We start from the raw sequence: 14,403 nt of genomic DNA on the forward strand, positions 1-14,403 counted from the left end.
TTGTGCAATTGCTGCACAAATGAAAACACATGAATGGTGCCCCGAGCCGGGGTCGAACCGGCACGCCCCTTTTCAGGAAAGCGGCGGATTTTAAGTCCGCAGTGTCTACCAATTTCACCATCGGGGCGCCGGCTGCCCAACGCACTCCTGCGTCGCAGCGTAACCCGGGCAGCGCATGCGCGCAATGCCCTGTCGTATCTCTGGTCACAGGGCCGACGCCCTGCCGAGCCGCCCGCCTTGCACCACCAAGAAAAAAGGGAAGCCGAAGCTTCCCTTACAAATATGGAGCGGGAAAAGAGTCTCGAACTCTCGACCTCAACCTTGGCAAGGTTGCGCTCTACCAACTGAGCTATTCCCGCATTCGCCTACTGCACCCGACGTTTCCATCAGAGCTAATCAGCAAGCCTCAAATTATATCGCTATTTTTTGGCTCTATTCGATTGCAAACCAAAAAATCAACCAATCACCATCCATCCTTCAACAGTCATCTTGATTACGACGATCACAGAAGATCTTCAGACATCAAGACACAGACCGTATCTGGAGGCGCGGTCCGGAGTCGAACCGGACTAACCGGATTTGCAATCCGGGGCATAACCGCTTTGCTACCGCGCCAGAAATTCACATTTCTCTGACAAAAAAGGGAAGCATTTGCTTCCCTTTTTGTGGAAATTGGAGCGGGAAAAGAGTCTCGAACTCTCGACCTCAACCTTGGCAAGGTTGCGCTCTACCAACTGAGCTATTCCCGCATTTTACCGAAGCCTCACATTGTACAACGTTTGCTGCGATGGGATGAATTGTAGCGCATTTTTTGGGGTTCTCAAAAAAATTTGCGTCAATGTTTCAGGCCATCTGTCGCGGACGACGCTGCAACGGCCTTGTCCGTCGAGGGCGCTGCCACGACCGCCACTTCCTCATCCGTCAGGGGCACAGGCTTGGTTTCCAAGGCCACTTCCAGCACCTTGTCGATCCAGCGCACCGGCACGATCTCCAGCCCACTCTTCACGTTGTCAGGAATCTCGGCCAGATCTTTGACGTTCTCTTCGGGGATCAGCACCGTCTTGATGCCGCCGCGCAGAGCCGCCAGCAGCTTTTCCTTGAGTCCACCAATGGCGGTAACTTCACCGCGCAACGTGATCTCACCGGTCATGGCAACATCGCCGCGCACGGGAATACCCGTGAGGGCCGAAACAAACGCCGTCGTCATCGCAGCGCCCGCACTCGGACCATCCTTAGGGGTTGCCCCGTCTGGCACATGGATGTGGATGTCGCGCTTCTCAAACGCTTCGTCCTTGATGCCCAGAATGCGCGAGCGGCTGCGCACCACCGTGCGGGCAGCCTCCACCGACTCCTTCATCACATCACCCAAAGAACCGGTGCGCGTGATCACACCCTTGCCGGGCATGGCGGCGGCTTCGATGGTCAGCAGATCGCCACCCACCTCGGTCCAGGCCAGACCGACCACCTGACCCACTTGGTTCTGCGCCTCGGCACGACCGTAGGTGTACTTGCGCACGCCCAGGAAGTCAGGCAGGTTGTCGGCGGTGACAACGACCTGGGGTTCGAGCTTCTTGAGCTGCAGACCCTTGACCACCTTGCGGCAGATCTTGGACAACTCGCGCTCCAGCGAACGTACGCCGGCTTCCCGCGTGTAGTAACGCACCATGTCGCGCACGGCGGGCTCGGTGATCAGCAGTTCTTCGTCCTTCACGCCATTGTTCTTGAGCTGCTTGGGCAGCAAGTACTTCATGGCGATGCTGGTCTTCTCGTCCTCGGTGTAACCCGACAGGCGGATCACTTCCATGCGGTCGAGCAGGGCCGGCGGAATGTTCATCGAGTTCGACGTGGCGACGAACATCACGTCGCTCAGGTCGAAGTCCACTTCGACGTAGTGATCGCCAAAAGTGTGGTTCTGCTCGGGGTCCAGCACCTCCAGCAGCGCGCTCGACGGGTCGCCTCGGAAGTCCGTGCCCAGCTTGTCGATCTCGTCCAGCAGGAACAGCGGATTGCGCGTGCCCACCTTCGACAGGCTCTGCAGCACCTTGCCAGGCAGCGCGCCGATGTACGTGCGGCGGTGCCCACGGATTTCAGCTTCGTCGCGCATGCCACCCAAGGCCATGCGCACGTACTTGCGGCCCGTGGCCTTGGCAATGGATTGCCCCAACGAGGTCTTGCCCACGCCCGGTGGCCCCACCAGGCACAGGATGGGAGCCTTCACCTTGTCCACGCGCTGCTGCACCGCAAGATATTCAAGGATGCGGTCCTTTACCTTGTCCAGGCCAAAGTGGTCTTCGTTGAGCACGCCTTCGGCATTGACCAGATCGTGCTTGATCTTGGTCTTCTTGCTCCAGGGGAGTGCGGTGAGCACGTCAATGTAGTTACGCACCACGGTGGCCTCGGCCGACATGGGCGACATCAGCTTGAGCTTCTTGAGTTCTGCATCAGCCTTCTTGCGCGCCTCGGCAGGCATCTTGGCGAGCTTGATCTTTTTCTCGATCTCCTCGATGTCCGCGCCTTCATCCCCTTCGCCCAACTCCTTCTGGATGGCCTTGACCTGCTCGTTCAAGTAGAAGTCGCGCTGGTTCTTCTCCATCTGGCGCTTCACACGCCCACGGATCTTCTTGTCCACGTTGAGGATGTCCACCTCGCGGTCAAGCTGCTCGAACAGGTTTTCAAGGCGCGCCTTCACATCCGACAGGTCCAGCACCACCTGCTTGTTCTCGAGCTTGAGCGGCAGGTGCGCGGCGATGGTGTCGGCCAGACGGCCTGGATCGTCGATGCTGGAGATCGATGTGAGGATCTCCGGGGGAATTTTTTTGTTGAGTTTGACGTACTGGTCAAACTGCTGCATCACAGCACGGCGCAGCGCTTCAATCTCGCTAGGCTTGTTGGCCTCGGGTGTGGCTTCTACCGGCGTGACGGTGGCCGTGAAATGGGTCTCAGCGTCCTCGATGGACGTCACCAGAGCGCGCTGCTGGCCTTCGACCAGCACCTTCACGGTGCCGTCAGGCAACTTGAGCATCTGCAGGATGGTGGAGACGCAGCCGACATCGAACATGTCCGACACCGAAGGCTCGTCCTTGGCTGCAGCTTTCTGTGCCACAAGCATGATGCGACGGTCGGCCTCCATGGCCAACTCAAGCGCCTTAATGCTCTTGGGACGCCCCACAAAAAGCGGGATGACCATGTGGGGAAACACCACCACGTCACGCAAAGGCAACAGCGGTAGATCGATAGGGGTGGCTGGCAGGGGGGTATGTCCGGACATGGAAATCCTCAAAGTGCTCTGTGGAAATGGGTCCACATGTGGGGATTTTCAACCCTTACGCGCAAGCCGCGCTGGCACAAGGGTTGATGGTTCAATGGGCGACACCAAGGCGCCCGCTCCGGTCATCTCAGACGGTGTGAAGGATTCCGGCGTGTCCATGCGGGCATCGCAGACTCCTTCACGCCTTCTCAGGCCTTCTTGGCCGCTTCGCGATAAACGAGCAGCGGCGGCTTGTTTTCTTCGATGGTGGACTCGTCCACCACCACTTTTTCAACGTTGCTTGTATTGGGCAAGTCGAACATCGTGCCAATCAGCGATTGCTCCAGGATTGAGCGCAGGCCGCGGGCTCCGGTCTTGCGGGCCAAGGCCTTGCGAGCAATGGCCTTAAGCGCGGCAGGACGGATTTCGAGGTCCACACCTTCCATGGCCAGGAGCTTGCTGTATTGCTTGACCAGCGCGTTCTTGGGCTCCGTCAGGATCTGCACCAGAGCATCCTCGCTGAGTTCAGCCAGAGCCGTCACCACGGGCATGCGCCCCACGAGCTCAGGAATCAGGCCGAACTTGATCAGATCTTCGGGTTCGATCTCGGTGAACACCTCTGTCAGCGAACGCTGCTTCTTGCTCTTGACCGATGCGCCAAACCCGATGCCCGACGCTTCGGTGCGGTTCTCGATGACCTTCTCCAGTCCCGCAAACGCACCGCCACAGATAAACAGAATGTTGGTCGTGTCGATCTGCAGGAAGTCCTGATTCGGGTGCTTGCGTCCGCCCTGCGGCGGCACGCTGGCCATCGTGCCTTCGATGAGCTTGAGCAGCGCCTGCTGGACGCCCTCGCCCGAAACGTCACGCGTGATGCTGGGGTTGTCCGACTTGCGCGAGATCTTGTCGATCTCGTCGATGTAGACGATGCCGCGCTGCGCGCGCTCCACCTCATAGTTGCAGCTTTGCAGCAGCTTCTGGACGATGTTCTCCACATCTTCGCCCACATAACCGGCTTCCGTCAGCGTGGTGGCGTCGGCCATCACAAAAGGAACGTCCAGCATGCGCGCCAGGGTCTGCGCCAGCAGCGTCTTGCCCGAACCCGTGGGCCCAATCAGCAAAATGTTGCTCTTGGACAGCTCCACATCGTCTTTGTGGGCCTTGTCCTTGTGGCGCAGGCGCTTGTAGTGGTTGTACACCGCCACAGCCAGCGTGCGCTTGGCCACGTCCTGACCAATCACATAGTTGTCGAGGTTGGTCTTGATCTCTACGGGGGTGGGCAGGTCACTGCGGCCTTCGCGCGCCAGGTCGCCAGCCGGGAGCTCATCGCGAATGATCTCGTTGCACAGGTCAATGCACTCGTCGCAGATAAAGACCGACGGACCGGCGATCAGCTTCTTCACTTCATGCTGGCTTTTGCCGCAGAAAGAGCAGTAAAGGGTTTTTTCGCTGGAAGAGCCTTTTTTCTCGGCCATGGGGGCAATGCCTTGCTTGTTACGGAAAGTTGTCGGGATGATAACCAAATAAAAAACGGCGTCTTCCCCAAAGGAAAACGCCGCTGTTTGACCCTCTGGCTATCAGGAGCGCTTGCTGATCACCTGATCGACCAAACCATATTCCTTGGACTCATCAGCCGACAGGAAATAGTCACGCTCGGTGTCGCGCTGGATCTTTTCCAGCGGCTGGCCCGTGCGCTCGGCAAGGATCTTGTTGAGCTGCTCGCGGGTCTTGAGGATTTCGCGGGCGTGGATCTCAATCTCGGTGGCCTGGCCCTGCATGCCGCCCAGAGGCTGGTGGATCATGACCTTGGAGTTGGGCAGCGCAAAACGCTTGCCCTTGGCTCCTGCGGCCAGCAGGAAGGCGCCCATGCTGGCGGCCATGCCGGTGCACAGGGTCGAGACATCAGGCTTGATGAAGTTCATGGTGTCAAAGATCGCCATGCCGGCGCTTACCGAGCCACCTGGGGAGTTGATGTAGAACGAAATGTCCTTGTCGGGGTTTTCACTCTCCAGGAACAGCAGCTGAGCCACCACCAGGTTGGCGGTCTGGTCGTTGACCGGACCCACCAGAAAAATCACGCGCTCCTTGAGCAGGCGCGAGTAGATGTCGTAGGACCGTTCGCCACGGCCCGACTGCTCGATGACCATGGGAACCATGCCCAGGCCTTGTGTTTCCAATGCGCTCATGTTTTTCTCCAGACAAGCAGGTACTGTACCCAGAAATGAATTGGGGCTTGTGCACGAAAGCACAAGCCCCTGTATGTATCGGCAACAACCGGGCAATTCGATAACAAGCCGCCCAGTCGACAGCCTATCAGCCTTGTTGGGCCATCAGTTCGTCAAACGACACGGCCTTCTCGACCACCTTGGCCTTGGACAGCACAAATTCGGTCACGTTGTTTTCGATCACAACGGCTTCGACTTCCGCCAAGCGCTGGCGGTCACCGAAGTACCAGCGCACCACATCTTCAGGCTTCTCGTAGCTGGCAGCCAGCTCATCGATGTGGGCCTTGAGCTGTTCGGGCTTGGCCTGCAGCTCATTGGCACGCACCAGCTCGGCCAGCACCAGGCCCAGGCGCACGCGGCGCTCAGCCTGGGGGCGGAACACGTCTTCAGGGATCTCGGCCTTGTCGGCGTCCTTGATGCCGCGTTGCTTGAGTTCAGCGCGGGCACCTTCCAGCAGGCGGGCGATTTCAGCCTGCACGCTGGAGTTGGGCAGGTCCAGCTCAGCCTTGGCCACCAGGGCGTCCATCACGGCTTGCTTGTTGCGGGCCAGCAGACGGAACTTGACTTCACGCTCCAGGTTCTTCTTGATGTCGGCGCGCAGGCCTTCCACGGAGCCATCGGCAATACCGAGCGACTTGGCCAGGGCATCGTTCACTTCGGGCAGGTGGGCAGCTTCGATCTTCTTGATGGTCACCAGGAAGTCAGCGGTCTTGCCAGCGACATCCTTGCCGTGGTACTCCGCAGGGAATGCCAGGGGGAAGGTCTTGCTTTCGCCAGACTTCATGCCACGCACGGCGTCTTCGAACTCCTTGAGCATCTGGCCTTCGCCCACCAGGAACTGGAAGTCTTCGGCCTTGCCGCCTTCAAACGGCTCGCCATCGATCTTGCCTTCGAAATCGACCGTCACGCGGTCGCCGTCTTGCGCAGCAGCATCCATGGCGCGCTGGGCGAAGCTGCGGCGCTGCTTGCGCAGGATGTCGATGGTCTTGTCGATGGCGGCGTCCGTCACTTCAGCCGACAGCTTTTCGACTTCGGCATCAGACAGATCGGCAATCTTGACTTCTGGGAACACTTCGAAAATGGCATCGAAAGTGACCTGGCCTTCAGGAGCGCCTTCCTTTTCGGTGATGCGGGGCTGGCCAGCAACACGCAGGTTGGCTTCGTTGGCTGCCACGGCAAAGGCTTCACCCACCTTGTCGTTCAGCACTTCGTACTGCACCGAGTAGCCGTAACGCTGGGCCACCACGTTCATGGGCACCTTGCCGGGACGGAAACCGTCCATCTTGACCGTGCGGGCCAGGCGCTTGAGGCGCGTGTCGACTTCGGACTGGATCAGGGTGACGGGCACGCTCAGCGTAATCTTGCGCTCGAGCTTCTCAAGGGTTTCAACAGTAACGGCCATGGCTATTCCTCTTATGAATGTGGATCGTGCTGGCTGCAGCGCAGCAGCGCCGTGTTCCGCAAAGTCTCACATGGGTGGTGCGCGGGGGGGGACTCGAACCCCCACACCATTGCTGGCGTCAGGACCTAAACCTGGTGCGTCTACCAATTTCGCCACCCGCGCGGTTCTACAACAAACAAACAGGCGGCAACCTCAGCTGCCGCCTGTGTGAAATCGGTCAACCTTCTATTTTACCCTGATGCGGGCAGGGTGGGAATCAAACCCCTCCAAGGACCTCCGGCGCAGGCCTTTTCACACGGAACCACGCGGCATACATCGCGGGCAGCGCCAGCAGCGTCAGCACGGTGGCCACCACCAGTCCGCCCATGATGGCCACAGCCATCGGCCCCCAGAACACGCTGCGTGACAGCGGGATCATGGCCAGCACCGCAGCCGCAGCCGTCAGCACGATAGGACGCAGGCGGCGCACGGCAGATTCGACAATCGCATCCCACGCAGGCACGCCCCGCGCGCGGTCCTGCTCGATCTGGTCGATCAGGATCACAGAATTGCGCTGGATCATGCCCATCAGCGCGATCACGCCGAGCAGCGCCACGAAGCCGAACGGGCGGTTGAGCAGCAGCAGCGCGCCCGAAACACCAGCGATCCCAAGGAACCCGGTGATGTAAACAAGGAACGCACGACTAAAGCTTTGCAACTGCAGCATGAGCAGCGTAAACACAAGGAACAGCATGATGGGAACGCCAGCAACGATGGAGCTGGTTCCCTTGGAGCTTTCCTCCACGGCGCCCGCCACCTCGATGCGATAGCCGCCCTGCCCGGCCTCGCGCCACTTGGCCTCGATGGCGCGCAGACCGGGCAGCAATTGCGCCGTCACGGTGGCCCCCTGCAGCCCCTCAGTCACGTCGCCCTGCACGGTGATGGCGTAGTCGCGGTTCTCGCGCCACATCACACCGGGCTCCCAGGTGAAGACCGGCTTTGCGATCTGCGTGAGCGGGATCGACTTGCCCGAGGCCGTGGGCAGGTAGGCGTTGGCGATGTCGGTGATGGCGTTGCGCTCGTCCAGCGGCTGGCGCAGCAGAATGTCGATGAGCTTGTCACCCTCGCGGTACTGGCCCACCTGCGTACCCGACAGAATGGTCTTGGACGCCTGGGCAATCGACTGGCTGGTGACACCCAGCGCGCGCGCCTTGGCCTGGTCCACTTCCAGGCGCAGCACCTTCACAGACTCGTTCCAGTTGTCGTTCACACCGCGCATGTCCGGGTTCTTGCGCAGCTGGGCTTTCACTTCATCGGCGCGCTCACGCAGCACCAGCGGATCAGGCCCCACCACGCGGAACTGCACGGGGTAAGGCACCGGTGGTCCATTGGGCAGCAGCTTGACGCGACCACGCACCTCCGGGAACTCTTCGGCCAGCAGCGCAGGCAACTTCACGCGCAGGGACTCACGCACCTTCAGATCCTGGGGCAGAACGATGAACTGCGACACGTTGCTCTGTGGAAACACCTGGTCCAGCGGCAAATAGAAACGCGGCACGCCGGAACCGACCCAGGTGCTGACAGAACTGACGCCAGGCTCAGAGAGCAAGCGCTGCTCCACACGTTTGGTCACTTCTTCATTGCCAGCAAATGAGGTGCCCTCGGGGAACCAGATGTCCACCAGAATTTCAGGCCGGCTCGAATCGGGGAAGAACTGCTGCTGCACCTTGCCCATGCCCACAATGCCCAGCGCAAAGGTCAGTACCGTGGCGCCGATGGTGATCCAGCGGTGCAACACACACCAGTCCACCAGGCGGCGGAAAGTGCGGTAAAACGGGCTGTCAAACACTTCGTGTGGATCGTCGGTGATGCCCTTGTTGGCCTGGGCAGCCAGCACATGCGGGGGCACCTTGAGCAGCAGCGTGCCCAGGTACGGCACAAAGTACACCGACACGAACCAGCTGAGCACCAGCGCGATCACGGTGACCGCAAAAATGGCAAAGGTGTATTCGCCCGTAGTGGACTTGGCCAGGCCGATGGGCAAAAAGCCCGCCGCCGTGATCAGCGTGCCCGTCAGCATCGGCATGGCCGTGATCTCATAGGCAAAGGTAGCGGCACGCACCTTGTCGTAGCCCTCTTCAAGCTTGAGCACCATCATTTCGACCGCAATGATCGCGTCATCCACCAGCAGGCCCAGTGCGATGATGAGCGAGCCCAGCGATATCTTGTGCAGGCCGATGCCCCAGTACCACATGGCCAGGAAGGTCACGGCAAGCACCAGCGGAATGGTGATGCCCACCACCAGCCCCGGGCGCGGATCGATGTACCAGCGCTTCCATAGCGGGTTCTTGCCGGGGCGCTTGTGCAGGCCCAGCGCGATGAAGCTCACCGCCAGCACGATGACCACGGCCTCGATCAGCACCTTGACGAATTCATTCACCGAGGTGGCCACCGCCTTGGGCTGGTCTTGCACGTTGACGAGCTTCACCCCCGCTGGCAGCGTGCCGCCGATGCGGTCGGTGGCGGCATGCAGCGCCTTGCCCAGCGCAATGATGTCGCCGCCCTTGGCCATGGAGACGCCCAGCGCAATCACTTCCTGCCCCTGGTGACGCACCTTCACGGTGGCCGGGTCCACATAGCCGCGCTTGACCTCGGCGATATCGCCCAGGCGCAGTTGTGCGCCCGACGGGCCACGGATCGGCATGGCGCGCAGGTCTTCAATGGCGTTGAACTGACCCTGCACCCGCACCTGCACCTGGTCTTGCGGGGTCTGAATAGCTCCGGCGCTCTCCACGGCGTTTTGCTGGCCCAGCTGGGCCAGCACCTGGTTCATGTCCAGGCCCAGTTGCGACAGGCGTTTTTGCGAGATTTCGATGAACAGTTTTTCGTCTTGCACGCCAAACAGCTCAACCTTGGCGACATCGGGCACACGCAGCAGCTGCTGGCGTGCGTCATCGGCAAACTGCTTGAGTTCGGCGTAGCTGAAGCCCTCGGACTCCAGCGCGTAGATCACGCCATACACATCGCCAAAGTCGTCGTTGAAGAACGGGCCCTGGATGCCCTGCGGCAAGGTGTAGCGCATGTCGCCCACCTTCTTGCGCACGCTGTACCAGACGTTGGCCACCTCGCTGGCCTTGGACGAATCCTTGATCTGAAAGATGATCTGCGACTCGCCGGGCTTCGAATAACTGCGGATCTTGTCCGCGTAGGGCACCTCTTGCAGCGTGCGCTCGATCTTGTCAGTGACCTGCTCGGCCACCTGCTGCGCCGTGGCGCCGGGCCAGTAGGTACGCACCACCATGGCACGGAAGGTGAAGGGCGGATCTTCGTCCTGCCCTAGCTGGAAGTAGGCGGCAAAGCCCAGCAGCATCAGCACCACCATCAGGTAGCGCGTGAGGGCGGGATGGTCGAGCGCCCACTTGGAGAGGTTGAACCCCTCTTTGGGTTGTACTTGCGTCATGGCCGGCCTCAGTTGGCTGTGGAAGCTGCGGGTGCCGCTGCTGTGGCAGCAGGCGCGGCAGGCATTGCTACTGGATTGGTAGCTGTCTGCGCTTTACTGGCGGGCGCTGAGGCCGTTTTTGGCTGATAAATCAGCACTTTCTGCCCAGGCGAGAGCACATGCACCCCCGTGGCCACCACCTGCATGCCGGGGGCTAGACCCGCAGCCACCACGGCCTCGTTGCCATCGGCCGTGGCAATCTGCACCACCTGCGACTTCACCGTGCTGCTGGCCGCGTCATACACCCACACCGCCGTGGACTGCCCCTCCTGGCGCAGCGCACTGGTGGGCAGCTTGATAGCCGGAATGCCCGCATGGCTGAGCGCCTTGGGCGTGACATACACGGTGGAGCCCAGGGCAGGCGCATCGGCACCGTCGATGGCCACCTTGACTTGGTAAGTGCGCGTGGCGGCGTCGGCACTGGCGGCCACTTCGCGCACGCGGCCCGTCAGGTTGGCGCCACCGGACCAGCCGCGCACCGCCACTTCTGAGCCTGGGGTGATCAGCCCCACCTTGTCCTCCGGCACCGCAAACACCACATCGCGGGGGCCATCCTGCGCAATGCGCACCACAGGCGTCCCGGCCGACACCACCTGGCCAGGCTCGGCGTCAATGCCAGTGACAACGCCCGCCACGTCGGCCACCAGCGTGGTGTAGGCCGCCTGGTTGCCTTGCGATGACAGCTGCGCGCGGGCCTGGTCCAGCGTGGCCTGGGCGGCTTTCAGCGTCGCGTCGCGGCGCTCCAGCTCGGCGCCGCTGATGAAGTTCTGGTCCTTCAGGGCTTGGTAGCGCTTGTAGTCGGCAGCGGCCAGATCACGCTGCGTGGTGGCCGATGCCAACTGTGCGCGCGCGGCGTCGGTGGCCAGTTGGTAATCCTTGGGGTCCAGCTGGGCCAGCACCTGTCCGGCCCGCACACGCTGGCCCAGTTCGGCTTGGCGCTGCACGATCTTGCCCGCCACGCGGAACCCCAAGCGCGACTCCACGCGCGCCCGCACCTCACCCGAATACTCCAGGCTGGATTGCAGCGCACCCACCCCCACCGTCAGCAACTTGACGGAGCGCACCGGCTCTTCGGGCGGCGCGGGGCGGGAACAGGCGGCCAGCAAAGCAGCGGCGGCCACCATCAGCAAGGTCCGGCAGTGCCGTTGAAAAGGCCGCGAAGCGGAGGATGTGCGCATGGGAAATCCGGTGAATAGAGAAGGGCTACAAGGAGTTGCAGGGGCTGCACGCAAAACGCAGGCATGAATGCCTGCGCTGAAAACGGAACTGCAGTAGCAGTTACCGGCCAGCCTCCTTGTCCCTGATTGAATTGGTTTTTTGATTACTGACTGACCGGTTAGTAATCTATGAGAAGCCCTTGGCATTGTCAAGCGACAATCCAGGGTGTGAACGACCGATCCCCCCCTCCCCAGCCTGAAGTGGCGTCTGCTGCAACTTCCGCGCCACAGCCGCTCCAGACCGCACCACACCATGCGTCTGCCACCCTGGCCGCCCCTGTCACGCACTACGAGAACTTCCCGGTCGCGTCCCTGCTGTGCCCACCGCACCTGCGCCAGCCCATTGCCGCCATCTACGGCTTTGCGCGTACCGCCGACGACATCGCGGATGAGGGCGACGCGCTGGCTGCCGCCCGCCTGGCCGACCTGGCCGCCTACCATGCCGACCTGATGGCCGTCGCCCAAGGCCAGCCGCCCTCGCCCCGCTGGGCCAGCGTGTTCTTGCCGCTGCAAGCGGTGCTGCATAGCCACCAGCTGCCCATACCACTGCTGGAAGACCTGCTCAGCGCCTTTGCCCAGGATGTTGAAAAAACCCGTGATACCGAGGGCTATGCCGACCGCGCCGAGCTGCTGGACTACTGCCGCCGCTCCGCCAACCCCGTGGGCCGGCTGCTGCTGCACCTGTACGGCGTAACAGACGCCCAGGCGCTGCAAGAAAGCGATGCCATCTGCACCGCGCTGCAGCTCATCAACTTCTGGCAGGACCTCTCCGTGGACATCCCCCGAGGGCGCCACTACCTGCCCCGCGCCGACTGCGCCGTTCATGGCGCCTGTCAGGCCGAACTGCTGGCACTCAGAAGTACCCCCGAGAACGTGCGCCTCATCACCGATTGCGCCCGCTGGGCCCGCGCCAGCATGCAAATAGGCGCCCCCTTGGTGCACCGCCTGCCCGGCCGCGCCGGGTGGGAGCTGCGCCTGGTGGTGCAAGGCGGCCTGCGCATTCTGGACAAGGTGGACGCCCTCAAAGGCGGCAGCCTGCACACCCGTCCACGCCTGCATGCGTGGGATTGGTGCGTGATGCTGGGCCGCGCGCTGGTGATGTAAGAAAGATTCATGGGCCACAAGGCGCGCTGACATCGGCATGCTTCTTGGCCAAAATTACAAGCCAAATTGGCTCCTAGCGCTTATCTATCAATCGCTGGCAGCTATCAATTCAGGAACGCTTTCCCTGCTGGGCGCTGCACGCTGATGAGGGGCAATCCCGCAAGGCAGGGATAGCGAGCATCCGGCTGCTGCAGCGCGCGGTTAGCCTCGCGGCCACCAACCGCCCCGTGCGGCCCCATCACGCAACCCAAGCCCGCGCCACAAGCGCTGCGGCCCCGGGCCCTTCCGGTACGCACCCACCATGTCCGTCAGCGTTTTCGACCTCTTCAAGATTGGCGTCGGCCCGTCCAGCTCCCACACCGTGGGCCCCATGATCGCGGCGCGGCAGTTTGCCTGCCATGTGCGTGACACGGTGGGCCTAGCCGCCGTGCACCACGTCACCATAGAACTGTTCGGTTCGCTGTCGGCCACCGGCGTGGGCCACGGCACCGACAAGGCCGTGCTGCTGGGCCTGGCCGGGCACGAGCCCGACCACATCGACCCGGACCAGATCCAGCCTGCCATTGCCGACATCCGCATCCGGCAAACGCTGGAGCTGCTGGGCGAGCATATGGTGCCGTTTGTCGAAAAAGAGCACCTGCTGTTTCGCCGCAAAAGCCTGCCGCTGCACCCCAACGGCATGGCGTTTCACGCGTTCGACGCGCAGGGCAACGAGATTGCGGCGCGTGAGTACTACTCGGTGGGTGGCGGTTTTGTGATCGACGCGGCGGGCGAGCGTGTACTCAACAGCGCCGCCACCGCTGGGCCCGATGCGGCCGGCCATGCCCAAGGCCTGCCCCACCCTTTCCGCACGGGGGCCGAGCTGCTGGCCCAGTGCCAGGCCACCGGCCTCACCCCCGCCCAGCTCATGGCGGCCAATGAGCAACACTGGCGCAGCGCTTCCGAGGTGCGCCGCCAGCTCATGGCCATCTGGAAGACCATGGCCGGTGCCGTGCAGCGCGGCTGCGCCAGCACCGGCACCCTGCCCGGCCCCATGCATGTGCGCCGCCGCGCGGCCGAGCTGCACCACAAGCTCAGCACGCAGCCCGAGGCCGCGCTGCGCGACCCGCTCTCGATGCTGGACTGGGTGAACCTCTACGCTATGGCCGTCAACGAAGAAAACGCCGCCGGCGGCCGCGTGGTGACGGCGCCCACCAATGGGGCTGCAGGCGTGATCCCCGCCGTACTGCATTACTACGTCAACTTCCTGCAAGGCCCCATCCCGGCCAACGACGACGGCATTGCCACCTTTTTGCTCACGGCAGGCGCCATCGGCATCATCTACAAGGAAAACGCATCGCTCTCGGGAGCCGAAGTGGGCTGCCAGGGCGAAGTGGGTGTGGCCTGCTCCATGGCAGCAGGCGCGCTGGCTGCGGTGATGGGTGGCACCCCCGAGCAGATAGAGAACGCCGCCGAGATCGGCATGGAGCACAACCTGGGCATGACCTGCGACCCCGTGGGCGGCCTGGTGCAGATCCCCTGCATCGAACGCAACGCCATGGGCGCCATCAAGGCCATCAATGCCGCCCGCATGGCGCTGCGTGGCGACGGCCAGCATGTGGTCTCGCTCGACAAGGTCATCAAGACCATGATGCAGACCGGCGCGGACATGAAGGTCAAATACAAGGAGACATCGCGTGGCGGGCTGGCGGTGAATGTTGTGGAATGCTGACAAACCTGTCGCCAATGTG

At 62.1% G+C, this 14,403-nt stretch carries 8 protein-coding genes and 5 tRNA genes; 2 read left to right on the forward strand and 11 right to left on the reverse strand.

Annotated features, from left to right (window positions below; translation table 11 throughout):
- Window positions 1-34: 34 nt before the first annotated feature.
- From AC2YJX_RS15150 to AC2YJX_RS15200, 11 genes are all read right to left on the reverse strand, one after another.
- Window positions 35-127, reverse strand: a tRNA-Leu gene (locus AC2YJX_RS15150).
- A gap of 156 nt (window positions 128-283) precedes the next feature.
- Window positions 284-359 (reverse strand) — tRNA-Gly (locus AC2YJX_RS15155).
- A 182-nt stretch (window positions 360-541) separates the two neighbouring features.
- A tRNA-Cys gene (locus tag AC2YJX_RS15160) sits at window positions 542-615 on the reverse strand.
- 58 nt (window positions 616-673) lie between these two features.
- Window positions 674-749 (reverse strand) — tRNA-Gly (locus tag AC2YJX_RS15165).
- A gap of 86 nt (window positions 750-835) precedes the next feature.
- Window positions 836-3,268, reverse strand: coding sequence for an endopeptidase La (lon, locus tag AC2YJX_RS15170; RefSeq protein ID WP_055399523.1), 2,433 nt, complete (start codon window positions 3,266-3,268; stop codon window positions 836-838).
- A 188-nt stretch (window positions 3,269-3,456) separates the two neighbouring features.
- Window positions 3,457-4,722, reverse strand: coding sequence for an ATP-dependent Clp protease ATP-binding subunit ClpX (clpX, locus tag AC2YJX_RS15175; protein ID WP_010460566.1), 1,266 nt, complete (start codon window positions 4,720-4,722; stop codon window positions 3,457-3,459).
- Window positions 4,723-4,824: 102 nt separating this feature from the next.
- Entirely contained in the window at window positions 4,825-5,433 is a 609-nt protein-coding gene (clpP, locus tag AC2YJX_RS15180; protein WP_055399521.1) for an ATP-dependent Clp endopeptidase proteolytic subunit ClpP, read from the reverse strand.
- 127 nt (window positions 5,434-5,560) lie between these two features.
- Window positions 5,561-6,874: a trigger factor gene (gene tig, locus AC2YJX_RS15185; protein WP_055399519.1), complete on the reverse strand. Its 1,314-nt coding sequence runs from the start codon at window positions 6,872-6,874 to the stop codon at window positions 5,561-5,563.
- Between the two features lie 75 nt (window positions 6,875-6,949).
- Window positions 6,950-7,036 (reverse strand) — tRNA-Leu (locus AC2YJX_RS15190).
- Window positions 7,037-7,130: 94 nt separating this feature from the next.
- Window positions 7,131-10,313 (reverse strand): efflux RND transporter permease subunit, encoded by a 3,183-nt coding sequence (locus AC2YJX_RS15195; protein ID WP_487256505.1) that lies wholly within the window; start codon window positions 10,311-10,313, stop codon window positions 7,131-7,133.
- 8 nt (window positions 10,314-10,321) lie between these two features.
- Window positions 10,322-11,530, reverse strand: coding sequence for an efflux RND transporter periplasmic adaptor subunit (locus AC2YJX_RS15200; RefSeq protein ID WP_370449711.1), 1,209 nt, complete (start codon window positions 11,528-11,530; stop codon window positions 10,322-10,324).
- 207 nt (window positions 11,531-11,737) lie between these two features.
- On the opposite strand from AC2YJX_RS15200, the gene hpnC reads away from it, so the two are divergent.
- Together hpnC and AC2YJX_RS15210 are read left to right on the forward strand one after the other, a co-directional pair.
- Window positions 11,738-12,673 carry a squalene synthase HpnC gene (gene hpnC, locus AC2YJX_RS15205; protein ID WP_487256506.1) on the forward strand — a complete coding sequence of 312 codons (936 nt, stop codon included), beginning with the start codon at window positions 11,738-11,740 and terminating at the stop codon, window positions 12,671-12,673.
- A gap of 301 nt (window positions 12,674-12,974) precedes the next feature.
- A complete protein-coding gene (locus tag AC2YJX_RS15210; protein ID WP_228894551.1) occupies window positions 12,975-14,384 on the forward strand; it encodes an L-serine ammonia-lyase in 1,410 nt (469 codons plus the stop codon).
- Window positions 14,385-14,403: the final 19 nt, after the last annotated feature.

The sequence above is a fragment of the Acidovorax sp. SRI_002 genome (assembly GCF_057586455.1).